Raw genomic sequence first — 23,453 nt, 5'->3', positions numbered from 1 at the left:
GCGGGGTCTTGCCGTGGGCGCCGCTACGGCCGTGCTGCTCGGCATATCCGCCCTGCCCGCCGCCGCGGACGGGTGGGGGAGTGTCGACTGCACGCAGTCGACGTACGCGGGCTGCTCGCTCGGAGCTGGAACCGGTGGCTCCAGCAAAGGCGGCGACCACGGTGACGCGGGACACCCCCCGCGCGGACACAAGAAGGCCTCCGGAGGCAGCGCGCACACGAGGCCGAAGGACCCGAACCCCGACCTGAACCTCGCGGACTGTTCCTACCAGCGCAGCGACTACGTCCCGCCGCCCGGAGTCCTGCAGACCGGCTACAGCGGTGCCCGCAACGACGCAGTGCCCGCGGTCTACCGTCCTGCCCCACCGGCGAATGCCGTCCCCGTCGACGGCCCCAAGGCGGGCCGGCCGGGCGCCTGGTACGTGTACAAGTGCAGCGCGGACGGCGTACGGGACGCCTTCTACCGGCCGCCGGTGTGGATTCCCGACGCCCCGCGGCGACCGGCGCAGCCCGCCGCCCTCCCGGATCCGGCCGAGCTGGCGCGAGCGGCGTACGAGCAGCTGCGGTTGCCGTCGCCGACCGTGGAGTCGAGCCCGGCGGGCGAGCAACTGGTCGGCCTGCCGACGTGGCTCTGGCTGGACCGCGGCCGGTGGAAGTCGGTGTCGGCCACCGCGTCGGTACCGGGCGTCTCCGTGACGGCGGTGGCCCGGCCGGTCTCGGTGGTGTGGGAGCTGGGCGACGGCTCCACGGTGACGTGCTCGGGGGCGGGGGCGGCGTACAAGCCGTCCGCGGGGCCGAAGAGCGCGTCGCCGGACTGCGGGCACACGTACCGCACTTCGTCCGCCGAGCGTCCGGGCGGCGCGTACGCGGTGACGGCCACGGTGCACTGGACGGTGACGTGGTCCGGTGCGGGGGAGAACGGCGTGTTCCCCGACCTGACGACAGTGTCGGACTCGGCGTTCCGGGTCGCGGAGAGCCAGGGCTTGAACGACAGCGGTTGAGTAACGCGGCGGCCCAGCGCCGCCCCCCGATGACGCAGCCGCGGTGCAGGGAGCGCGGCGCGACGACCTCGTGCGCCCGGAAGGCGGTGTTCGGTGAGCACCTACGTACCTCCTCCACCTGCGGCCCCGGCGAACTCCCGGTCCCCCGGCGGGCTTCGGCGGCCCGTCGGAGTTACGCGGCGGCGGCGACTGCCCTATCTCCTGCTGGGCGTCCTGCTCGTGGCGGGGTGCTCTGCGGGTGGCGTCGTAGTGGCGTTGCAGCTCGGGCACCGCCAGCAGGTGCTCGCGCTGGCCCGGCCCGTGGTGGTCGGCCAGCAGCTCTCGGCCCGGGACCTGAAGGAAGTCAGCGTGCCGGGCGACACGGGGCTCCAGATCCTGCCCGCCGCTTCCAGGGCACGGGTCGAGGGCCGTCCGGCCGCTTACAGCCTGCCCGCGGGCACCTTGCTGACCAGCGCCCTGCTCGGCAGCGCCCGAGTGCCGCCGACCGGGCAGGCAGAAGCTGCCGTGGGGTTGAAAGCCGGGCAGTTCCCGCCGGGCCTCCAGCCAGGCAACCGGGTGGCCGTCGTGGTCGCGCCGCCCGCCGACGCCGCGAGCGGCACGGCGCCGAGCCCTTCCTCCTGGAGCGGTGTGGTCACCGGCGTCCGGAACGATGCGACCGAGCAGACGACCGTGGTCTCGATCCAGATGGCGCAGGCCGACGCGCAGGCGCTCGCCGCACAGCCCGCCGGGCAGATCAGCGTGGTCATCGTGCCGGAAGTGCCGGGAGGCGGACGGTGACGCTGGTCGCGCTGCTCAGTCTGAAGGGCTCGCCGGGGGTGACGACCACGGCGCTCGGTCTGGCGGTGTGCTGGCCTTCGGGGGAACAGCCGGTGGTCGTGGAGTGCGACGCGGCCGGCGGGGACCTGCTGGCCCGGTTCCGGCTGGAGCTCTCGCCGAGTCTGGTCAGCCTTGCCGCGGCAGCCCGGCACGGTGCGGACGCCGGACTGCTGTGGCAGCACACCCAGCGCCTTCCCGGCGGGCTGCCCGTGGTCGTGGGCCCGGCCGGCGGCGACCAGGCCCGTGCCGCCCTCGCCCAACTCGGTGCGGGAGCGGGAGAGGCCGATGTGCTGCGGCAGGCGGCCGACCGTGCCGGAACGGTCGTGATTGCGGACTGCGGTCGCTTCTCCGGCGACGAGGCCGTGATGCGGATCGTACGAGGCGCGGACGCCGTACTGCTGCTGTCGCACGCCCGGGACGACGCGCTCTCCCATCTCGCCACGCTGCTGGCCCGCGCGCCCTCGTGGCTGCGGGACCCGCTGTTCGTCCTCGCCGGTGACGGCTATCCCACACCGGAGGTCGCCGAGGCGCTGAACGTCACGGTGCTGGGAAGGCTGCCCGACGATCCCAGGGGAGCGGCGGCCCTGGCCGGTCGTCCGGTCCGCCGGCCGGCGCCCGAGAAGTCGCCACTGCTCCGGGCGCTTGCGCCGATCACCACATCCGTGGCGCACCGCGCGGACGCGTATCGGCGGCACCGCTCCCGCAGCGCGGCCGGCGCTGTGTCCGACCCGCGCACGGTATGGGGCGGGGCGAGCCGATGAGCCACGCCGAGTCGACGTACGCAGAGGGCTTCGACCCCCACCGCACCGCGCACAACGCCCCTGAGCAGTTGCGGCAGGAACTTCGCCGGAAGCTGTCGCAGGAGCTGTCCGACCGCATCCGCGCGGACGAGGCGGGCCACAGGCCGGCCATGACGGAGGCAGAACGTCGGGCGCTGGCCCGGCAGATCCTCACCGACGCAGCCGAGGCGCATACCCAGGCCATGCTCACCCACGGGCGTCCCGTCGTCGCACCGGAGGTCGAGGAGCTGGTCATCGCCTCCGTCATCGACGAAGTCTTCGGCCTGGCCGGGCTCGAACCGCTGCTGAAGGACCCGCAGATCGAGAACATCAACGTCACCGGGGACCGGGTCTTCGTACGGTACGCGGACGGCCGCCGCGAGCAGCTGCCGCCGGTGACGGCGTCGGACGCCGAGCTGGTGCAGCTGATCCGCGACCTCGCCGCCCGCTCGGGGGTGGAGGAACGCCGCTTCGACCGCGGGAACCCGGGCGTGGGCTTCCAGCTCCCGGGCGGGGAGCGGGCGTTCGCGGTGATGGCGGTAACGGCACGGCCGTCGCTGTCCATTCGCCGACACCGCTTCGCGCACGTCACCCTCGCGCAGTTGCGCGCGAACGGCACGGTCGACCCCGGCACGGAGCAGCTGCTGCGCGCGATGGTGCGCGCCCGTAAGAACATTCTGGTCACCGGCGGTACAGCCATCGGCAAGACGACCCTGCTCCGGGCCCTCGCCGCCGAGATCCCGCCCTGGGAGCGGCTGATCACCATCGAGGACGTCTTCGAGCTCGGCCTGGACCGCGACCCCGCGGCGCACCCGGACGTTGTCGCAATGCAGGCCCGCGAGGCGAACATCGAGGGCCAGGGGACCGTCAGCCAGGCGGAGTTGGTGCGGTGGGCGCTGCGCATGTCCGCCGACCGGGTCATCGTGGGCGAGGTCCGCGGGCCCGAGGTGATCCCGATGTGCAACGCCATGTCGCAGGGCAACGACGGCTCGATGGGCACGCTGCACTCCTCGACCAGCCGCGGCGCCTTCACCAAGCTCGCCGCTTACGCCGTGCAGGGGCCCGAGCGCCTGCCGTTGGAGGCGACGAACCTGCTGGTGGCGTCGGCGCTGGACTTCGTCGTCCACCTGGACAAGCCGCGCGGCGACCACGCCCGGCGCGTCGTGTCATCGGTCCGCGAGGTCGTCGACGCCGACGAGCGGCAGATCATCTCCAACGAGGTGCTGCGCCCCGGCCCCGACCTGCGCGCCGTGCCCGGTGCGCCGCTGCGCAGCACCACCGTCGACGACCTGACCGCCGCCGGCTTCGACCCCGACGCCTTCCACCGCGCCGGGTGGTGGCGTACGTGAACGGCTACGTGCCCCTGCTGGGCCTGCTCGGACTCGGCCTCGGCGCCGGGATCCTCGTGCTCCTCCGCGCGTGGCGCACCCCGGACGTCCCGGCGGAGCCGCCCCAGGCCCGCAAGCCGCGCCGGGCACACGTCGCGCGGTGGGCTGCTGCCTCCGCGGCTGGCGGCCTGCTCGCCGCCCTGTTGACGGGCTGGATCGTCGGTGGCCTGCTCGCGGTGCTCACTGTGTGGTCGCTGCCGCGCATGCTCGGAGCCGACGGTACGCGGGAGCGGACCACGCGGATCGAGGGCATCGCGGGATGGACGGAGATGCTGCGCGACACCCTCGCCGCCGCCGCAGGGCTGGAACAGACCGTCGTGGCGACGGCTGCGACCGCACCCGAATCCGTACGACCGCAGATCCTCGACCTTGCCGCGCGGCTGGAGTCGGGCGAGCGTCTTCCGAACGCTCTGCGGCAGCTCGCCCAGGAACTCGCCGACCCGACCGCGGATCTGGTCATCGCCGCACTCGTCCTGGCCTCGGGCCACGAGGCCCGCCGGATCTCCCCGCTGCTGGGGGAGTTGGCGGCAACGGCCCGCGCGCAGGTCGAGATGCACCAGCGGATCGATGCCAACCGGGCCCGTACGCGTACCACGACCCGGGTCGTCGTCGGGACGACGCTGTTCTTCTCCGGCGGGCTGATCGTGCTCAACCCCGCCTTCCTCAGTCCGTACGACACGGCGACCGGGCAGCTCGTGCTGCTGCTGATCGGCGGCCTGTTCTCCGCCGGCTTCGCGTGGCTGCACCGCATGGCGCACTTCGACGAGCCCGAGCGGTTCTTCACCGCGCTGGGCACGGCCCCGCAACCGAGCAGGAAATGAGCTGAGATGCTGCCGCTCCTCGTCCTGCTGGGCGCCGGACTCGGCTGCGGCCTGTGGGCGACGGCGGTATGGCTCGTACCGCCGCGGCCCCCACTCGCCGAACTCGTCTCCCGGCTCCGCACACCGCCCAAGCCGGCGCCCATCCTCCTCGGCACCGAAGGAGGCGGCTGGGCGGCACGTCTCGGCAGCCCGTTCACCGGCCTTCTGCGCGCGCTCGGACTGCCGGGGCACGGCATCGCCGGGGACCTGGCGATCACTGAGCGATCGCCGGAGGCCTTCCTCGCGGAGAAGGCCGCGCTCACCGTCGCGGGCCTGCTGCTGCCGGGCGCTGTCGAGGTGCTGCTGGTGCTGGGCGGCCGTCCGCTGCCGTGGCAGATGCCGCTGGCCGGCTGCCTTGCCCTCGCTGTCGGCGGGTTCCTCCTGCCGGACGTGACCGTACGGCAGGAGGCCGCCCGCCGCCGCGCCGCGTTCCGGCACGCGCTCGGCGCCTACCTCGACCTCATGCACGTCCTGCTCGCCGGTGGCGCCGGCGTCGACGGCGCCCTCACCGACGCGGCGGCCATCGGCGAAGGCTGGGCCTTCCGGCAACTTCGCCGGGCCCTCAACACCGCCCGCCTCACACGCTCGTCACCGTGGTCGGCGCTCGCGCAACTCGGCGCCGAGCTCCAGATCGCCGAGCTCTCCGAACTCGCCGCCGCGCTGTCCCTCGCCGGAACCGAGGGCGCTCGCGTCCGCGCCTCCCTCGCCGCGAAAGCCGCCGCCATGCGCCACCGTGCCGGCGCCGAAGCCGAGGGCGCGGCCAACGCCGCCACCGAGCGGATGGCACTGCCCGGGATGGTCATGGCCATCGGCTTCGTTGTCTTCGTCTTCTATCCCGCCCTCACCCAGATCACCGCCTCCCTGTGACCGGGGTAGGTCAGCTCAGCCGAAAGGACACCCGACGTGGACCTTCTGACCTCCCTGTGGACCCGACTCAACACCAGGCTGCACGGGCTCGCCGCGGACGACCGCGGGGTGACCACCGAACACGTCATCTGGATCGCCTTCCTGGCGGCCCTCGCACTCACCGTCACCGCGCTGTTCGGGCCCAAGATCCTGGACGCCGCCCGCAACATCAGCTTCGAGTAGGCGGCCGATGATGTCCCTCCACAGGCTGTGGACGTGCCTTCGCCGGGACGACGGAGGCTCGGTGACCGCGGAGACGCTGTTCGTCCTGCCAGTGCTGTTCACCCTGGTCCTCCTGCTGGCCCAGGTCACCGTGTGGTGGCACGCGACCCACATCGCGCAGGCCACCGCCGCCGATGCCTTGGCCGCCACGCGCGTCCAGGGGGGCACTGCCGCGGAGGGGCAGACCGAGGCCGACCGGGTCCTCGACCAACTCGGCCGCGGGCCGCTGCAATCCGTGCAGGTGAGCGTCAGCCGCGGGGCCGACAGCGCCCAGGTCCGTATCAGCGGCACCGCGAGCAGCGTCGTCCCCTTTGTCCACCTCCCTGTACGGGCCACGGCCGCCGGGCCCGTCGAACGCTTCCGCCCCGTGGTCGGCACGCGGTGAACCGCGGCGAAGGCGCGCGGGGGAGTTCGGGCTCGGCGACGGTCGAACTCGTCCTCGGCGTGCCCGTCCTCGTCCTGATGTTCTGGCTGCTCATCTACTGCGGCCGGGCCTCCGACACCCGGCTGCGCATCGAGGACGCGGCGCACCAGGGCGCCAGAGCGGCGACCTCGGACCGTACGGCGTCCGCCGCGGCAGCCGACGCCCGCGCGACCGCCACAGCCGCGCTGAGCGACGCTGGCATCACCTGCCGGTCCGTCACCGTGACCACCCGCGGCAGCCTCGCCCCGGGCTCGGCCGTGACCGTGACAGTGACCTGCACCGTCGGCCTGGAGGACCTCGTGCTGCTCCACCTCCCCGGCACCACCACCGTCACCGCGCACTTCACCGCGCCGGTGGACACCTACCGCTCGACGGGAGGAACGGCACCGTGAGAGCGGAGGATTCGTTGCGCGGCGACCGCGGGCAGGTGACGACGTTCGTGGTCGTCTTCGCCGCCGCCGTCGTGATGTTCGCCGGTCTCGTCCTGGACGGCGGCCTCGCGCTGGCGGCGAAAGTGCGCGCCCTCGGCGAGGCGCAGGAAGCAGCGAGGGCGGGCGCGCAAGCGCTGGACCTCGCCGCCTACCGGCGCGACGGCACTGTACGCCTCGTACCCGCCCAGGCCCGCGTGCTCGCCCTGCGCTACCTGGCCGCGACCGGCGACCAGGGGACGGTGACCGCCACCCCCGAGGCCGTGACGGTCACGGTCACTGCTCGCCAGCACACCCAACTGCTCAACGTGGCCGGCCTGCACACCCTGACCGTGACCGCCACGGGTTCCGCCCACCCCGTCCGCGGCATCAACGCTCCCGACTCGTGAGGCACGGCATGTCTGCTCAGCCCACTGCGTACGGCCGTCACCGCCTGGCCCTCCGACAGGCGGGCGGTGCGGTACGAGCGCTCCTCGCCGTCGCGTCCCTGACCGTCCTTGTCGCCGGGCTGCCGTACGGGCTGGCGCACTTCATCGGCTGGCCGCTGCCGCATGACGTGCCCACCCGGGAGGACGTGACGGTCGTACTCACCACGCCGATGAGCACGAGCTTCCTGGCCGACGTGCTGGCGTGCGTTCTGTGGCCCTGCTGGGCGCTGTTCGTGCTCGACGTCGCCCGCGCGGCAGTAGGGGCGGCCCGAGGGCTGCCGGTGTCCGTCCTGCCAACTGCCGGGCCGCTCCCGTCGCTTGCTGCCGCGCTCGTCGGGACCCTGGTGCTGTCGTTGCTCGTTCTTCGTCCCGCCGCATCCGTCTCCGCGGCACCCGCGCCGACACGAGCAGCGGCGACTGCTCCGGCCAAGCCCGGTATTACGCCGGTGACCATCGCCGATCGCCGGGGCGTCTCCGGTACCGTCGAGGTACGAGCGCCCCGCGACGGCTTCTACGACAGCCTCTGGCGCATAGCCGACCGCGAGCTCGGCGACGGAAGCCGCTGGCCCGAGATCTACGCCCTCAACCGCGGGCGCCCCCAGGCAGACGGCCGAACCCTCACCAGCCCCCACCTGATCCGCCCCGGCTGGATCCTGCGCCTTCCCACCACTTCGGCGCTACCGCCCCGTACGCCCACACGTCCGCCGGTCACCGCGGCCCCGTCGCCCCCTTCGAGGCCGAGCCCGCCGCCCTCGCCGACGAGGGCAGGAACGCCAGCTCCACATGAGAGCCGACACGATTCGCACGGCCCCGGAATCGCGTTGCCCAGCGGCGGCTTCGTCGGAGCAGCTCTGGCAGCGATCGCGGCGGGTGCCCTCGCCACCGTCCTCCTGCGCCGCCGCATCCATTACGAGCCCGGGAGCGGCGACCGGGACGACCTGGCCGTCGCGCCGGTCGTACGAGCGCTGCGGATCGCCCACGACCGGGCCGCTTCGGACAGCGCACCCGCTCTCCGCCCCGGTGCGCCGATGGCCACCCACACCGTCGGCGTTCGCGACGGACAAGCCCTCGCATGGGACCTGGCCGGGACCCGCGGGCTCGGGTTGATCGGCCCGGGCACCATCGACGCCGCACGCGCCCTGCTCGTATCGCTCCTCGCCGAGCAGGACGCAGGCATCGTGACTCCGCGCGCCGGCGCCGAACTCCTCCTCGACGGCGCGGCCTCGGCGGGCGTACCCGGCCTTCAGCTCGTCGAGGACCTGGACGCCGCCCTCGCGTTGCTGGAGAGCGAGCTGCTCAGCCGGACCCGAATGGCTGCCGACGGAGGCGACACTTCCGCGTCCCGGAAGCTCGTCCTGGTCGCGGCACCGAACACCACCACCCACCGGAGGCTCCAAGCCGTACTCGACAACGGCTCCAGCCTGAATCTCGCCGGTGTTCTCCTCGGCCAGTGGCTGCCCGGCGGCACCCTCCGAGTCCGCGCCGACGGCACCGTGACGGCGACGAGCCCGGACCTCGCCGCCACCTTCACCGGCGCCCGCCTCTTTCACCTGCCCGCCGCCGATGCCCGGGATCTGCTCGACCTCCTCATCCGGGCAGCGCCACCGACATCTCCGCAACCGCCCGCCCTCGCTGCCGTGACCGCTCCCCGCCCGTCGAACGGCCACCGCCCAGCGCCGTCCTACCCCGCCCCGCCGGAGGCGCGGCGGCCTCGGCGCAAGCTGGGTACGGGATCCCCGTCAGACGCCGCTCCCCAGCAGGCCCCAATCGTGTCGGGCCCGAGCCCGGAAGCCCCCGACGAGGGTGAGCCGACACCGGCCGCGGAAGAACCCGAGCCGGACGACGCGCGGCTCCCGCTCGAACTCACCTTCCTCGGCCGCGTCCGCCTCACCCACCACCTCCCCGACGGCGACACCCACGCCGACCTCACCTCATCCCTGACCCCCAAACACCGCGAACTCCTCACCTACCTGGCCCTCCACCCCGACGGCGTCCGCAGAGAAGCCCTCGGCGCGGCCATCTGGCCTGACGCGCCGCGCACCCGCCCTTACAACAGCTTCCACGCCACCCTGAGCCAACTGCGCAGCGCACTGCGGACCGCCACACACGACGAGCAGACCGACGTCACCCTCAACACGGACGGCGTCTACGCCCTGGACCCGCACCGCGCCTCGGTCGACCTCTGGGCCCTCAACGACGCCCTCCGCGCCGCCCGCATCGACGCACCCGCCCGGCGCCCGGCAGTGGAGCAGGCCCTCACCCTCTACACCGGCGATCTGGCCACCGACGTCGTAGCCGAGTGGATCGAAGCACCCCGCGAAGCCCTCCGCCGCGACCTGCTCGACGCCCTCAGCGCCCTGATCCGCGACGTCCGCCCCATGCACCCCGACGAAGCTCTCCGCCTCCTCGAACGCGCGCGGTCCCTCGACCCGTACAACGAGGCGGTCTACCGCGCGATCGCCCGCCTCCAGACCCGCCTCGGCCACCACGACGCCGTCCCCCGCACGGAGAGCCTCCTGGCCACAGTCCTCGCCGAAATCGACGAGCGCCCCTCCGCCGAGACCAGCACCCTCTTCACCGAGCTCCGTGCCCGGCAGAACCGAAAGCCGGCACCACCGACATCAGCCGTCGGATCCTGATGTCTCGCGCCGGTTCCCGCGGGAGCGGACGCCGCCCTGTTCCGGCACCGCGGAGTCAGGCCGGTGCGCGGGCGGGTTGGCCTCTTGCCGCGCAGCCATGAAGCGGCCCAGCAGGACCCACACCACAGCGCAGCTCTCCACGTACTCGATGGCGGAAATCCCCGAGATGTCGATCGAGTGGGCGGCACGGTTCCTGAGGGCGACCAGTTCGGCGATGAGATCGGCTACGTCGGCGTCCAGACCGGCCGCGACCAGGCGCTCCGCCCACCGTCGTGGGGTGATGGGGAAGACGCGGTAGGACGGCTCACCGCCGTACGGAGTGCTGTCCCCGACGATCTGCTGCGCCTCGGAGAGCCGTAGTTCGACGCGGCGCCACGCTGCCATGATCGCCGCTTCCGGGGCGGTGACGGCGACATCGCGAAGTGCGTCGAACGCGCTGGGCCGCTGAGCGTCACCGCCATGTGCGGCGTCGGAGCCCGTACCGGCGTGGTCGTCTTCGTCCGCGGCCTCGACGACCGCCTCGTGGAGCTGGTTCACGTCAGCGGCGAATTCGAGTTCGCCAGCAGGCGTGCTGATGACCCGGATTCTGTCAACGAGCCCGGTTAAATGATCACGTAGCAGGTAGATGAGAGTGACGGTGACAGCGGGCCAAGTGAGCGTCCTGATGTACGCCAGTACGATCTCGGCGATCTCCACGAGTTCATTGTGTCCAATCAGGTCACCCTGGCGCTACGGTACCGAGTTGTCGTCGTGACGGCGCTGTCTCACGCGTTCAACAAGGTCCCCGTGCTGCTCTGCCCACTTGACCAGGGCCTCCTCCGCGACCAGGAGGTTCCTTGCAGCGTCGGTGAGTTGATAGGTGGCGTGGTAGGGAAATTCGGGCTCTCGAATTCCCACGACCAGCTCGCTCTGTTCCAGCCTCCGCAGTGTGCGGTTGAGCGTGCTGTCGCGCAGGTGGCGGTGCTGACGGCCGGGCCAGCCGTCGTCGGTGGAACGCTTCTGGATGGCGTTGAGCAGTTCGGTGTATTGGGAGGGGCCGCGGTGCAGGACGACAAGCACGTCCCATACCCACTCCCCATTCGTCATGTGACGTACGTCAATGGAGCGTTGCAAATAGGTTTCTTCATCCGGAGGATATGATTCCGGTACTTCCCGGGGTTGGAGCCATCTGCCAATGTTGACGGAGCCGTTCTGACGTGTCGTGATGGTCGAATCGGAGCGTCTTCTCGCGCGTTTCGGCACGGCCGGATCCTCCAAGGGCTGAGGGGGCAATCGCCACGGTACGTCAGGTGTGTGGGTGGGCGAGACGTTTTTCGCGAACGTGCTTTGGTGGTGCAGGTGTTCGGACCCGGCGCGTGTGTCTGCGCGTCACCTGACTCGCGGTGCTCAACCTGATCATGCCTTGTCGTATACCGATACGCCTTCCTGTATGGGTTATTTTGTCGGTTCCCTCTGGACGGGAAGGGGGGAAAGGTGCTTTGTCGCTGGTGGGAGTGGTGGCGCCGGTGCTCAGGGCGCACGCAACTCGTCAGCCGCCAGGCGGGGTAATCAGACGGTGCGGCGCTGATGGCGGTGGTCAATATCGCCCGGCTGCGAACTTCATGTGATGTGATAGCTGCCCCTCGTTCACTTCTATTGTTTTTCGGTATGAAATGGCTATTCGCATGTGCGCTGGCGAGGGGGTGATTATCGGTCGCCATTGTGGAAATATTGGACTGTTGAATATCTTGGAATTCTTTGCCGCACTCCCTTGAAATGAGTGAATTGGATGGGATAATCGAATTTAAAGGGGTGGTGCTCAAGATGATCGCACCGCGGGACGATGGGAGATGGTGGTGGGAAGCGATTCGCGGAACCAGGGCCGGAGCGCGATCGATGCTCTTCCGGAGGAAATGAAGCACGTCACCGAGAACGACTTCCGTGAACTTCAGCGGATGGCCCGCGGGTACTGCCGGGCCGTCGACGCGACGCGTTCCCGGCGGCGCATGGACGGAAGCGCTACGGCGGTACGTGGCGGGCGTGCCCTTTACGGCACCGATGACGTGAGCGACGACGTCACGCAGGACGCCGTCCTGATGTTCGCCAAGCGGCTCCACAAGATCGTCACGACCTGCGAGGTGTCGGCGCTCCTGGTCGCCACCCGTCAGCCGTCGGCATGGCAGTACGTCCGGCGGGACGGTGACGTCATCGTGGTCAGCCGGTGGACCGTTGGGTATTGGGCCGTGCGGGATGCGGCGGCGCGGAACGGGTATCGGCTGGACGTCCGGCCCGACGTCGCTGACACGGTCCCGGGACTCCAGACGATGCGCGGCGTCCCGCACGCCGACAAGCTGCCGTCCCTCGCCCTGGCGCCGTACCTCGCCGGGCACTCCGAGACGATCTTCCGGACCGCGTGGGGTGACGGGACCAAGTTCCCCATCCTCGCGGACGTGCTCGACCAGGCCAGCACGGCGGACGATCTCGGTCGCGCCGGAATCATGGGGAAGACCGCGCAGAAGATCTTCGGCGGGCCCCGGAACTCCTCCTCGAAGGTGCAGCGAACCAGGGATGCGGCGCTCGCGGAGTGGCGCGACTTATCGGCGTCGCTGGACGCGGTGCGCGACGACATGGTGTTCCGGAGCGCGCAGTCGCAGTAGCGGACGCTGGGTGCAGGAGCGGCCGGATGTCGGTTCGGGAGCCGACCCGGTCGCTCTTTTTTTGCGCCCGAGAAGTTGCTGAAAAAAATCCTCATGATCGGTATTCGGGCCGGTTCCGGCGCCGTATTTAGGTGACAGCGAAAACGAACCGAGTCTTCGCCCGGATACGAGCGAAGGGGGGTTTTCGATGAGGGAACCTGAAACACCTGAAGAGGAAGAAGTTCGGTCCGACGTACTTCCGTGGATCGCCACGGTCGCAGTCTTCCTCATGTATCTGATCATCGCGCTCGCGGTATTCGTCGCGGGCTGATTCGCTGATCTGTCGCGTCGTATGGGCGGTAGCCCGGATTCGTGTCCGGGCTACCGTCCGTCCGTTGCAGCAACATGATCGCACAGGAGAGGGATTATGCGACTCATGTACAGCGAATCCGGCGACGTCATCCGTCCCGGAACGATGATCCACATGACGTCCGGCCCGTCGGCCGGGCAGGCTTGGCGGTTCGAGCGGATCATTCCGCACCAGGAAGGCCACCGGATCCATTGCACGCGCTCGCACCCGCGCACCGGCCGCCTTCACCGCGAATTCCACCCGCGGGTCTTCGGGTGCCACGTCGCGGCCGACATCTGCTGGTACCGCGACCGTGCCCGGATAGCCCGATGGATTTCCGTCCTGGTCACGCAGACCGTCGTCCTGACCATCGGCGGCGTGATCGCGTGGCTGGTCGCGGAGTACGGAAACGCGCAGTGGGGCGGGCTCCTCAGCGCGTTCGGCGTCCACCACACCCAGTAGCCCCGCGCCGAACCGACCCGTGCGGCCCGGGGCGTACTCCTGCACGCGGGGCCGCCAGTCAGCGCGGCACCGCTCCTTTGCCCGCACAGCCTCACCGGCAAGAACTCCCGCGCCCCGTCCAGCTCCCCTGGCGGGGCGCGGGGCCTTCGCACCGCACCGCACCGCCCCGCCGAGCCGACACGGCGCGCCCGGCGGGAACTCACATGAGAGGAGTCGTGCAGTGATCCCCGTCGACGCGTCCGAGCGGACGCGGGAGGAGTACGTGCAGAACATCATCGACGTCTGGCTGTTGGCGACACCTGAGCAGATGCGCCGCGGGCGGAGCTGGTATCGGACCGCGCACGAACTGGCCGAGAAGATCACCGACGGGAACGCCCGTACCGGCGCGGGGGTCATCGCCGCGCTGTCGGCGAACAAGTCCTGGCCGGAGAACTGCCGTCTGGCGCGCGCGGCCTGCGGCACGGAAGGGCTCGCGTCGGGCCACTTCGCCGATGCGCTGCGGAAGGCCGCGCGCATCTTGGCCGGGGCCGACCCCCAGGACGTGCTCCCGATGGAACGCAAGACCGGCCACTTCTTCCGCTGCATCGCCAGCCCCGAGGATCCTTCGGCTGTCGTGGTCGACCGGCACGCTCATGACGTGGCGGTGGGGGAGATCTACGGCAGCCGCGAGCGCGGCCTGTCGGCCGTCCGTCGGTACGAACTGCTCGCGTCGTGCTACCGGGAGGCCGCGCGACGACTCGGTGAACTGCCCAGCACCGTGCAGGCGGTGACCTGGGTCGTCCACACCGACCGGATCGCCGGTACGAGCACGCGCGGCCCGCGCCCCGACCAGCGCGCGCTGCTGGCAGCCTGACCCATCTTGCCGCTGATCGGCAATCGGGCACCCCCGCACCCCGTATCTGTACAGGCAGGCTGCCGCACGCCCTGCCCCGCCTATGGCAGCGCGTACCCCTGTACGCCCGGGCACCTCCGTCCCTCCCCCCTCACCCGGAGGTGCCCGGGTTCTCACCGGACATGGAGGAAGAACCATGTCGCGCACAAGGCGCGTACTGACGCGTACGGCCGACCCACCCGTGTGCAGCTGAGCGAGGGCGGCGTAGTCGGGAGGCGAGGGCGAGTGCGGGCACCTCCGCCCGCGCGGAGAGGACCGGCACGGGCGGACGAAGCGTACGACCCAATCGGAACTCCAGGAGGAGTTGATGAGCCAGTTCGAGCACTTCCAGTTCCTCGGCTACCGCTGGGACGTCACCCGCGCGAAGGCGATCGCCGCCGACCTGCCAGTCGGGGCCGTCGACGTCCGACCGTTCTTCGCGTCGCTCGACGTCGTCCGCATCGATGCCGATCACGTCCCCCACGTCGACCTCACCAAGCCGCTCATCCTGGTTCGCATCGCCGAGCTCGGCGGCGCGGCGTTGCTCATCGACGGCTGGCACCGCGTCGCCCGCGCCCGCCGCGACGGCGTCGCCGAGCTGCCCTGCGTTGTCCTCGACACGACGCAGGAGCGGACCGTCCGGCTCCTCGGCGGCACCGTCGAGAGCCCCACGTACGCGCCGTTCGCTGAACAGGACATCCGGGCCGCGGTACTCGGCGAGATCACCGACCACTTCACCGAGTGCCGCGAGGAGCAGCAGACGTACGCAGGCCTCGACATCACGGAGGTTACCCAGGAGCAGGACGGTGTCGTCGTCCACGGCTACGACCGCCGGTCGCGCCGCCGATTCACCGCCACGGCCACCGCTCGCGTCACCACCGAGCCGGGGCCCGCCCCCACCGCGTAGCCACCCGCACACCTTCCACCACCTGCACAGAAGGGAATTCCGCATGTCCATCGACGTGAACGAGGCGTTCGCCGCAGGGCGCGAGCGCCAATCCATCACCGCCCGCGACCGGCAGGGTGAACTCCGGGCGGGCGTCGAGGCCGGACGGCTGCGGCGGCTGCCGGACGGCCGGTACAAGGTCCTCACCGGGTTCGACGCCGGTGAGCTCCTCAGCCCGCGCGGGGAGCCGGTGCACGGCCTGGACGAGACGGCCGGGAGAGCGGTGGCGCTGTATTCCGCTGTTCCGGCCTGGCACCACCTGGGGCAGGTCGTCCCGGGCGGCACCACGGACATCGACACGGTCCTGTCCCTGGCCGGGATCGGCTTCGAGGTCGTGACCGTGCCCGCCTTCTACCTCTGGGAAGGCCGTTACGTCCCCCACGCCGGACAACGCCACACCGTACGGACCGACACGGGTAGGGCCCTCGGCATCGTCGGCCCGGACTACGCGGTGATCCAGAACCGGCGCTCGTTCGAGTTCCTCCAGGAACTCGTCAGTGACACCGACGCGGTGTGGGAGTCCGCCGGGTCCATGCGCGGCGGCTGCAAGGTCTTCGTCGCGCTGCGCGTGCCCGGACACGTCGTCGTCGACCCTGGCGGTCTCGACGACCGGATCGTCCCGTTCATCGTGGCGATCAACAGCCACGACGGCCGCTCTGCGTACGAGGTCGTCGCCACGCCGTGGCGGCCGGTCTGCGGCAACACCGAACGCCTCGCCGTCCAGCAGGCCGCCACCCAGTGGAAGGTCCGCCACACCCGCAACGCCACCGAGCACATTCACGAGGCGCGCCGCACGTTGCGGCTGACCAGCCGCTACTACGACACCTGGGCTGCGGAGGAGACGGCGCTGGCCCGTACGAACCTCGCCCTCGACGAATTCAACACGGTCATCGGCCAGTTGTGGCCGTTGGAAGGGGACGCGACGCTGCGGCAGCACCGCACCGCCGAGCAGCGGCGCGACCGCCTGCACGCCCTCTTCGAGGAGGAAGCGGCCCGTAGCGGGCGTACGGCCTACGCCGCCGAGCGCGCCGTCACCGACTACACGGACCACTTCGCCGCGATTCGGCCCAGCGCCGCCTCCGGGCTCAAGGGCAACGAGCCCGCCGCCCGTGGCCTGCGCCTGTTGGAGGGCACCGACGACGAGATCAAGTCCCGAGCCCACCAACGCCTGATGCTCCTGCGCCGCCGCTGAACCGCCAGCCCACCCGGAGGGTCCGGCCTTACGAGGCCGGACCCTCCCGCCATTTCGACAAGGAGGTCCCGCCATGACCCCGAACGCCCCCGACTCCTCCGACACGCCCCTGGACGGCACCTTCAAGGACCGGACCATCCGGGCCGTCACCCTGCTCTCCGACCTGACCGCCGCACTCGGCCCGGGCCGCCACACCGTCACGTGCTCCGCCACCCGGGTCGGCGAGAGTTTCAGCCTCTCCACCGAACTGCTGGCTGACGAGAACGGCGTCGACAACCTTGAGGTGATACCGGCGCTCGCCCTCGCCCTGGCCGAAGGCTTCCAGCCCGACTGCTCCAGCGGGTTGGTCGTCCGCACCCACCACCACGACGGGGGCCGCGACATCCTGCGCGGATGGGTGACCACCGACGCCGGGCTGCGCCCGCTGACCGCCAAGGAGATCGAGCACGCTTACAGCACCGACCCGTTCACCGGCCTGCCCGTCCCCCCGGACCCGGAGACCGTCTTCTACGACGGCTTTCCGCTCCGCGACCCCGACGACCAGGGGGAGGGGGGAGATGAGCGTGGCACCGCCCTTCACGATGGCTGAGGAAACCGCCCGGGCTTGGTTGACCGACGTGGTGGTGACGCACGAGCTGGCCGAATGCTTCGGCCAACTGCCCCTCGCGCAGGCCAAATCCCTCCCGATCGGGTTGACCTGGCACCCCGCTGGCATCGGCGAAGAGGAAACCACGAGCATCCTCGTGCGCGCCGCCCAGCGAGCAGGCATCGTCGCCGGGCCCGACCACGCCGAGCTGACCTTCGAATACATCGACGACGGCGACGCCGGCCGCTACCGATGGCTCCTCGATTTGACCGCACCGACGCCGCTCAAACTCTCGACCCTTTCGGAGTCGCTGTCCCTCCTCGGCCGACCCGATGCCACGGGAGTCGCGGCAGCGCTCGCAGTCCTGCGCGAGGCCGTCGAGGCGGCTAACCTCCTCCTGCACCAGTTGTCCGGCTACGTACGGGCCAGCACCATGTCGCCGGACGGCGAACCTGGAGCAGAAGGACAAGGCCGAGCCTGAGCACACCGCCCGGGAGGCGATGCGGATGGACACCCGCCGGAGCACACGCCGCGGCGCCGCCGCACCCCTCCCGCGCCGGGCGGCACGGTGAACCACGACACCGAAACGCTGATGTTCGGCGCCACCGACCGTGTCCAGCAGGCCATCCTCGACCGCGAGGCCCCCGCCATCGCCGTCCTCCAGGGCGACCGCCTCCTGGTCATGTCCGACTACGACTACCACCGAGACCGCGACACCGCCGCCACCTTCGAACGCCGCGCCGCCGCCCAGGCCCAGGAGATTCACGCCGTCCGCTTCGTCTTCGCCGTCCCCCAGATCTGGGAGCCGACCAAGTCCGGCATCAACGCCGGCCCCGTCTCCAACACCCCCTTGCGCGAGGGCGAACAAGAGGTCATCGCCTGGCTCGCCTACGACACCACCGACGGCGTCGACTACGGCCACGTCCCCTACACCCGCCGCCGCAACGGCGCCCCCGTATTCGACGACCCCGAGGTCTTCACGAACCCCGTCCGGCCGTACGACCGCTACCCGGGCTGGTTGCTGCTGCGGCTGCTGCTGGAAGCGGACGACGGGCTGCTCGGTAACTAAGGCTGAGCTTCTGCGCTTGCCGGTCGCTCTTGGGACGTGTGGCTGAACAGACCTCCGCTTGCGCGGAGAGGACACCGTCCAGGTGGAGCCGGCAGCCCGCTCGACCGGGACACCTCCACTCGCGCGGAGAGTAGTGAAGGGCTCGCATGTTGAGGTGTCGCGTACGGACGGGAGGGCGGTCCAATTGGTCACAGTCAGTGATCTCCTGGAGGGCTCTGGCCGCGCTTGACCACCTCGTCGAGTGCATTTCTTGCCGCAGTAAGAAATTCATTGCGCTGGGCAAGAAATGCCATACCGTCATCATGGACGGCGAGGCCCAGGCCAGCAAGTTCTTCACGCGAGGCAGCGTGTGCCTCCGCGTATCGCTGAACATCTTGCACGAGTGAGGAGAACTGATCGATCAGACAGCGGGCTAACTCTGCTACGGTTTCGGGGCCTTCTAACAGCACCAAGAGTCCGGCATCCTCGGCATCCTTGAACATCTGTCTGATCTCAGCGACGCACGCTTCGTTGAGCGGCGCCGCCGAGCGTGCGGCTTGCAGCTTTCGGAAGAGGGCTTGGTTGCTGCGGTCAGCAGCCCCTAAAGCCGTCAAGAAGGACAGGTAGACAGCCTGTCGGCGTTCACGGCGCCAGCGCTGATGCTCAACCTGCAACTCCTGCACCTGCGTCCGTCTTTGTATCTGTTCCTGGAGTACCTGCTGTCGCTCAAGGGCCGCATCACTGCGCTGTTGCGAGCGGGCGGTGATGAAGGCCGTGAGGGCTGCCCCGACGAGAGTTCCCAGCACACCCACGAACGAGACGATGATGGCAGTCATACCTGAAGGTGCCTCCCGGTGAGGATGCCCACGCGTACTGCTCGAACCAGGTCGCATCCGCACTCGCCTGGTGTCGAGTGGAAGACGTCATCCAGCTCGCCTGTGCCTGCTCAAGACAGAATGTCGCAGGTTATGCGCCCAGTGAATGGCTTTCCCGGCCACCTCCGCTCGCGCAGATGCTGGATTCCTCGGTTCTGGCTCAACGCTTGTGGACCTGGACGGACGTCACGGTGCTTGTCCTGGACAAGATGCAGGTCGGCTGCGGTGCCGACGGGATTCGAACCCGCGGACGGATAGGGGCAGGCCCGCCCCGTCTCCATCAGTCGCTGTGAGCCGGACCTCGCTCACAGCGATTGCAATGGGCCGCTCTGCCACGGCACCGCAACCTGCGAGAAAGCGCGCCATCCCGCTCCAGCTCAAGGTAGGGGATCGCTCTGCGGGCGGCGAGCCGTTATCCAGCACCCGGCAGCCGCTACAGCAGGACCACATAAGTTGGGCCAGAACTTATTCCTCCTTCAGGATGTCCGCGAGTTCGGGGACACCTCCGCTCGCGCGGAGAGGACCGGATCCACTTCTGCCAGGCGTCGGGCCAGGACGGGACACCTCCGCTCGCGCGGAGAGGACGACGACGGCCGCGGCTACGAGGACGGGGAGGGGACACCTCCGCTCGCGCGGAGAGGACGGCGGCCTGCAGATCGTCAACACGTTCGGCGACGGGACACCTCCGCTCGCGCGGAGAGGACGATGTCCCCGGCGGCCGGGGTGCTTGGCAGGTGGCGGGCCTCGAAGCCGGGACACCTCCGCTCGCGCGGAGAGGACGCTTTGAACTTTGCGAACTGCTCCGGGGTGATCGGGACACCTCCGCTCGCGCGGAGAGGACCCTAGGTCCATTTGGGCTGACGGTCACTGGGTCGGGACACCTCCGCTCGCGCGGAGAGGACACGAAGGTGCGTCTCTAGGCGTCGCTGACATCCGGGACACCTCCGCTCGCGCGGAGAGGACGGGCCCAGCGCCGTCATCAGGCCTGCGATGGGCGGGACACCTCCGCTCGCGCGGAGAGGACCTGAACAAGCTGACGCCTGAGGCGCGTGACCTCGGGACACCTCCGCTCGCGCGGAGAGGACTTCGCCCGTATCCCTGAGCGGCAGCGGACCGCCGGGACACCTCCGCTCGCGCGGAGAGGACAGGCCCCCAGGTCAGCGCACCCGTTGTTGCCCCGGGACACCTCCGCTCGCGCGGAGAGGACCGGCAGATTGCTGAGCGCCTGGTGGGCATGGGCGGGACACCTCCGCTCGCGCGGAGAGGACGCCGCGGCCGCGGTCTCCGGGGCGAACGGGTCCGGGACACCTCCGCTCGCGCGGAGAGGACATCACGGGCCTGCTGTTCTGCCGCAGGTTGTCCGGGACACCTCCGCTCGCGCGGAGAGGACACTTTCTGACCTGCGGCGTTAGAGGGGCTTTGCAATCCCTTTGCTGTCTTGGTCGCGCAGGCCCGGAAGCTGGTCGGCTTCCGAGGAGTCGTCGTTGAGCACGTGGTGAGTATAGGGCGACGAGTCGCGGCTTGGAGTCATTTGCCCAGGTCAGCCCGCATTGTCAGAGGGGGGTGGTAGCTCTGGGGGTATGGAAGCGAGCGATTACGGTACGGCGGCGGGCGGCAGCGGCCTGGACTGCCGGTTATGGGGCAAGGAGAAGGGGCTGCCTCGGCCCTACCCGGTGGTGTGTCACATGCTGGATGCCGCCGCGGTGTTCTCCGTGCTCTGGGACGACCTCCTGGGAGCGGAGCTGCGATCCCGTATCGCGGCGGCGCTGGGGCTGAGTGACGCGGACGCCCGGTCGGTGGTGGCCTTCTGGGCAGGGCTGCACGACCTGGGGAAGATCACTCCGCCTTTTCAAGTGCAGGTGAAGGAAGAGTTCGCCAAGCTGCGGCAGGATCCGGCGTACGCCTTCGCGCGGGGCGCCGAGCGCGAGGTGGAGTTTCGACACGAAGTGGCTACGCACTGGGCGTTGGCCGGGCTCTTCGCTGATGCAGGATATCCCGCCGGGACCGGCAGAAGGCTGCTGGACGCGGTCAGCCACCAGATCGCCCAGCTGCTCGGCGGTCATCACGGAAGTGTCGGGTCGGCGCTGATCCGGCACGAGGTCGAGCGGGCCGCCGCGTACAAGCCCGGTCTCGGCGGCGCTGGTTGGGCCGACCAGCGGCGCGCGCACTTTCTGGAGCTGCGCCGCATCACCGGCGGGACCGCCGTTCCGACCGAACTGCTGCCCGCCGAGCTGGCCGTGATCGTTCTCGGCCTGGTCGTCCTCGCGGACTGGCTCGCCAGTAGCGCCGAGCACATCCGAGGGCTCATGCCACCCGCCGGGTGGAGCGAAACTCCGGACGAGCTGGACGCGCACTGGAAGCGGACGAACGTCGCAGCAGCCGACCAGGTGCGCAACGCGCGGATCGGCAAGGTGACCTTCGACGCCCAGGCCTTCGACGAGATGTTCCCCTTCGTGCCCAACCCCCTCCAGCAGGACATCGCCACGCACCTCCCCGCGCTCGTCACAGGCCGCCGCGGGGGATTGGTCCTGGTCACCGCGCCCACCGGCGACGGCAAGACGGAAGCCGCCCTGCACGCCACCTCGATCCTCGGCCGGGCCTCCGGCGCTCGCGGCTTCTACTTCGCGCTGCCCACCATGGCGACCGCCGACGGCATGTTCCCCCGGGTACGTGATTTCGCCGGCAAGGCTCTCGGTGGCGAACGGGCCCTGGCCCTCGTCCACTCGATGTCGTGGCTGAGCCCCCTCTATGCCGCCCCGGCTGAAGACGAAGCAGGAGCGGACGCAACCCTCAGCGCAGACGGCCCGACCGCTCTGGAAGCCGACGCCTGGCTCCGCGGGCCACGAAGGGCCCTGCTCGCGCCCCTGGGCGTCGGCACCATCGATCAGGCCCTCGCCGGCGTCCTCCCGCTGCGGTACAACGCCCTGCGCCTGTTCGGCCTCAACGACAAGGTCTTCGTCGTCGACGAGGCGCACGCGTACGGGCCCTGGATGCACAAGCTGCTGACCGTCCTGCTCGAATGGCTGGGTGCCTTCCGCGCCCCCGTCGTGCTGCTGTCGGCCACTCTGACGGGCCGGACGGCCGCTTCCCTGGTCGACGCCTACCGCCGCGGCACAGGATTTGCCGAGCCTGCGAGGATTGCCCCCTCCTACCCGGGGTGGCTGTACGTCGACGCGGCCGGCGGCGCCGTCCACCAGCCGCGCCACACCCCGAGCGCACGCGAACGCGTCCTCGATGTCCAGCTGCGAACGGTCCGCTGGGACGCGATGAGCGATCCCGCCCTTTCGCCGCGGCGCGGCGGCCGCCGTGCCGAACTGCGGAAGCTGCTCGCGCCGGTCGCAGAAGGGGGCGGCACCGCCCTGGTGTGCTGCACGACCGTCGCCGAGGCCCAGAGCACCTACCGCGACCTCGTCGCCGCCTTCCCCGAACTCGCCACGTCCGACGGCGGAATCCGGCTGCTCCACTCCCGCTACCCCGCTTACGTCCGCCAGCGCATCAGCGCCTCCTGCGAAACCGCCTACGGCAAGCCGGCCAGTCCGCAGGAGGCTTCCGCAGGGCCGCGACCCGCCTCGATTCTGGTCGCAACGCAGGTGGTCGAGCAGTCCCTCGACCTGGACTTCGACCTAGTCGTCAGCGACCTCGCCCCCCTCGCGCAGCTCCTCCAACGCGCCGGCCGCGCCCGCCGTCACGCCCGAGGCTCCGCGGGACGTCCCGCTTGGGCCGCCCAGGAGGACCGGCCGCAACTCGTCGTCCTGGAACCGATCAACGAGGAGGGCCGCACCGCACCGCCGGTGACCTGGGGGACGGTGTACCCCCACTCGCTCCTCGTGCGGACAGCACAACTCCTGCGCTCGCGGACCGGCGGCATCAGCGTGCCGGGGGAAGTCCAGGAGATCGTCGACGAGGTCTACGCCGAGGAGTTCGTCGACCGGCTGGACGCCAGCGTGCAGGCTGAGCTGCGTGCGATGGATGCGCAGCACCAGGCCGAGGAGCATGCCGAGACCCACCTCGCCGACATCGTCAGCATCCCTGCTCCGGCCGACTTCCGCGGTGACCTCCACCCGCTCAGCCGCCGCGAGGCCGGCGTGACCGAAGAGCTGCTGACGACGCGGCTGGGCGCGGACACCGGTCGGCTCCTGTGCCTGTACGAGCAGCCGGACGGCGCTCTCACCCTCGACGCCGATGGTGATGCCCCGCTGCCGAAGGGCACCTCGCGGGCTGCTCTGAGGCAGATCGTGTCGCACGTCGCGCCGGTCCCGGGGCGGTGGCTGAGAGGCGAGGGCGAGGAGGGGCTGGTCCCGGCGTCGTGGCGCAAGCACTCGCTGCTGCGGGATCTGGTGCCGCTCCGTGTGCGGCCGGAGGGCGCTGGCGTGTGGTTCGGGCGACATGACGGTCAAACGATCAGTGTGTCGGCCGAGGTGGGACTTGAGGCCCGATGACTGCCGGACCGCTCAATCACCGACAGCTGCTGGCTTCGCCTAGTCCCCAACAGCTGCTGGCTTCAACAAAATTTGGTGGCGAGCCGTCAGGTGAGATAACGTCAGTTTGGCCACAGCGACCGCGCAGGCGCTCACCCCGCGCGGGCGCTGTGGTCACCGCCCGCTCGCGCGGGCCTTGGC

General features: G+C 70.5%; 23 protein-coding genes, 1 tRNA gene and 1 CRISPR repeat array. Of the genes, 20 read left to right on the top strand and 4 right to left on the bottom strand.

From position 1 onward, the window contains the following. The first annotated feature begins 13 nt into the window (after positions 1-13). From ACH4PY_RS35950 to ACH4PY_RS35900, 11 genes are all read left to right on the top strand, one after another. Complete coding sequence (locus ACH4PY_RS35950) at positions 14-1,000, top strand: hypothetical protein (protein WP_398192723.1); 987 nt, start codon at positions 14-16, stop codon at positions 998-1,000. A 249-nt stretch (positions 1,001-1,249) separates the two neighbouring features. Next, complete coding sequence (locus ACH4PY_RS35945) at positions 1,250-1,777, top strand: hypothetical protein (RefSeq protein ID WP_398192722.1); 528 nt, start codon at positions 1,250-1,252, stop codon at positions 1,775-1,777. After that, positions 1,774-2,577 carry a hypothetical protein gene (locus ACH4PY_RS35940; protein ID WP_398192721.1) on the top strand — a complete coding sequence of 268 codons (804 nt, stop codon included), beginning with the start codon at positions 1,774-1,776 and terminating at the stop codon, positions 2,575-2,577. The genes ACH4PY_RS35945 and ACH4PY_RS35940 overlap by 4 nt, the downstream gene beginning before the upstream one ends. Next, the gene (locus tag ACH4PY_RS35935; RefSeq protein WP_398192720.1) at positions 2,574-3,944 is read left to right on the top strand and encodes a CpaF family protein; all 1,371 of its coding nucleotides are present in this window, start codon (positions 2,574-2,576) and stop codon (positions 3,942-3,944) included. The genes ACH4PY_RS35940 and ACH4PY_RS35935 overlap by 4 nt, the downstream gene beginning before the upstream one ends. After that, positions 3,941-4,804 carry a type II secretion system F family protein gene (locus tag ACH4PY_RS35930; RefSeq protein WP_398192719.1) on the top strand — a complete coding sequence of 288 codons (864 nt, stop codon included), beginning with the start codon at positions 3,941-3,943 and terminating at the stop codon, positions 4,802-4,804. Before ACH4PY_RS35935 ends, ACH4PY_RS35930 begins: the two co-directional genes overlap by 4 nt. Positions 4,805-4,810: 6 nt before the next feature. After that, on the top strand, positions 4,811-5,710 hold the full coding sequence (locus ACH4PY_RS35925) for a type II secretion system F family protein (protein WP_398192718.1): 900 nt from the start codon (positions 4,811-4,813) through the stop codon (positions 5,708-5,710). A 36-nt stretch (positions 5,711-5,746) separates the two neighbouring features. Then, positions 5,747-5,932, top strand: coding sequence for a hypothetical protein (locus ACH4PY_RS35920; RefSeq protein WP_398192717.1), 186 nt, complete (start codon positions 5,747-5,749; stop codon positions 5,930-5,932). 61 nt (positions 5,933-5,993) lie between these two features. Continuing rightward, complete coding sequence (locus ACH4PY_RS35915) at positions 5,994-6,356, top strand: TadE/TadG family type IV pilus assembly protein (RefSeq protein WP_398192716.1); 363 nt, start codon at positions 5,994-5,996, stop codon at positions 6,354-6,356. Continuing rightward, on the top strand, positions 6,353-6,787 hold the full coding sequence (locus ACH4PY_RS35910; RefSeq protein ID WP_398192715.1) for a TadE/TadG family type IV pilus assembly protein: 435 nt from the start codon (positions 6,353-6,355) through the stop codon (positions 6,785-6,787). The genes ACH4PY_RS35915 and ACH4PY_RS35910 overlap by 4 nt, the downstream gene beginning before the upstream one ends. Then, positions 6,784-7,212, top strand: coding sequence for a pilus assembly protein TadG-related protein (locus ACH4PY_RS35905; RefSeq protein WP_398192714.1), 429 nt, complete (start codon positions 6,784-6,786; stop codon positions 7,210-7,212). Before ACH4PY_RS35910 ends, ACH4PY_RS35905 begins: the two co-directional genes overlap by 4 nt. 8 nt (positions 7,213-7,220) lie before the next feature. Then, on the top strand, positions 7,221-9,890 hold the full coding sequence (locus ACH4PY_RS35900; RefSeq protein ID WP_398192713.1) for a hypothetical protein: 2,670 nt from the start codon (positions 7,221-7,223) through the stop codon (positions 9,888-9,890). Here ACH4PY_RS35900 and ACH4PY_RS35895 read toward each other — a convergent pair. Both ACH4PY_RS35895 and ACH4PY_RS35890 read right to left on the bottom strand, forming a co-directional pair. Further along, on the bottom strand, positions 9,873-10,586 hold the full coding sequence (locus ACH4PY_RS35895; protein ID WP_398192712.1) for a hypothetical protein: 714 nt from the start codon (positions 10,584-10,586) through the stop codon (positions 9,873-9,875). The genes ACH4PY_RS35900 and ACH4PY_RS35895 overlap by 18 nt on opposite strands. A gap of 33 nt (positions 10,587-10,619) precedes the next feature. Then, positions 10,620-11,132, bottom strand: a complete 513-nt coding sequence (locus ACH4PY_RS35890; protein ID WP_398192711.1) for a winged helix-turn-helix transcriptional regulator — start codon at positions 11,130-11,132, stop codon at positions 10,620-10,622. Positions 11,133-11,719: 587 nt separating this feature from the next. On the opposite strand from ACH4PY_RS35890, the gene ACH4PY_RS35885 reads away from it, so the two are divergent. The 8 genes from ACH4PY_RS35885 (at position 11,720) to ACH4PY_RS35850 (ending at position 17,980) form a co-directional block, all read left to right on the top strand. Next, entirely contained in the window at positions 11,720-12,526 is an 807-nt protein-coding gene (locus tag ACH4PY_RS35885) for a hypothetical protein (protein WP_398192710.1), read from the top strand. 415 nt (positions 12,527-12,941) lie between these two features. Next, a complete protein-coding gene (locus ACH4PY_RS35880; protein WP_398192709.1) occupies positions 12,942-13,316 on the top strand; it encodes a hypothetical protein in 375 nt (124 codons plus the stop codon). 220 nt (positions 13,317-13,536) lie between these two features. Next, positions 13,537-14,169, top strand: coding sequence for a hypothetical protein (locus ACH4PY_RS35875; RefSeq protein ID WP_398192708.1), 633 nt, complete (start codon positions 13,537-13,539; stop codon positions 14,167-14,169). A 346-nt stretch (positions 14,170-14,515) separates the two neighbouring features. Continuing rightward, positions 14,516-15,094: a hypothetical protein gene (locus ACH4PY_RS35870; RefSeq protein WP_398192707.1), complete on the top strand. Its 579-nt coding sequence runs from the start codon at positions 14,516-14,518 to the stop codon at positions 15,092-15,094. A gap of 43 nt (positions 15,095-15,137) precedes the next feature. Next, a complete protein-coding gene (locus ACH4PY_RS35865; RefSeq protein WP_398192706.1) occupies positions 15,138-16,325 on the top strand; it encodes a DUF932 domain-containing protein in 1,188 nt (395 codons plus the stop codon). A gap of 73 nt (positions 16,326-16,398) precedes the next feature. Continuing rightward, positions 16,399-16,914: a hypothetical protein gene (locus ACH4PY_RS35860; RefSeq protein ID WP_398192705.1), complete on the top strand. Its 516-nt coding sequence runs from the start codon at positions 16,399-16,401 to the stop codon at positions 16,912-16,914. Then, positions 16,883-17,392, top strand: coding sequence for a hypothetical protein (locus ACH4PY_RS35855; protein WP_398192704.1), 510 nt, complete (start codon positions 16,883-16,885; stop codon positions 17,390-17,392). Before ACH4PY_RS35860 ends, ACH4PY_RS35855 begins: the two co-directional genes overlap by 32 nt. A gap of 87 nt (positions 17,393-17,479) precedes the next feature. Next, positions 17,480-17,980 (top strand): hypothetical protein, encoded by a 501-nt coding sequence (locus ACH4PY_RS35850; protein ID WP_398192703.1) that lies wholly within the window; start codon positions 17,480-17,482, stop codon positions 17,978-17,980. 194 nt (positions 17,981-18,174) lie between these two features. Here the strand turns inward: ACH4PY_RS35850 and ACH4PY_RS35845 are convergent, their stop codons facing one another. Continuing rightward, a complete protein-coding gene (locus tag ACH4PY_RS35845) occupies positions 18,175-18,795 on the bottom strand; it encodes a hypothetical protein (RefSeq protein ID WP_398192702.1) in 621 nt (206 codons plus the stop codon). A 262-nt stretch (positions 18,796-19,057) separates the two neighbouring features. Further along, positions 19,058-19,176, bottom strand: a tRNA-OTHER gene (locus ACH4PY_RS35840). 154 nt (positions 19,177-19,330) lie between these two features. Then, a CRISPR array of direct repeats spans positions 19,331-20,224; the repeat unit is 28 nt; unit sequence GGGACACCTCCGCTCGCGCGGAGAGGAC. 190 nt (positions 20,225-20,414) lie between these two features. On the opposite strand from ACH4PY_RS35840, the gene cas3 reads away from it, so the two are divergent. Then, on the top strand, positions 20,415-23,273 hold the full coding sequence (gene cas3, locus ACH4PY_RS35835; protein ID WP_398192701.1) for a CRISPR-associated helicase Cas3': 2,859 nt from the start codon (positions 20,415-20,417) through the stop codon (positions 23,271-23,273). The last annotated feature ends 180 nt before the right edge of the window (positions 23,274-23,453 follow it).

Origin of the sequence: Streptomyces sp. NPDC021224, assembly GCF_044332905.1 — a bacterium.
Taxonomy (GTDB): domain Bacteria; phylum Actinomycetota; class Actinomycetes; order Streptomycetales; family Streptomycetaceae; genus Actinacidiphila.
Note: the sequence above shows the minus strand (reverse complement) of the source record. Positions and strands in the feature narration are given on the sequence as shown.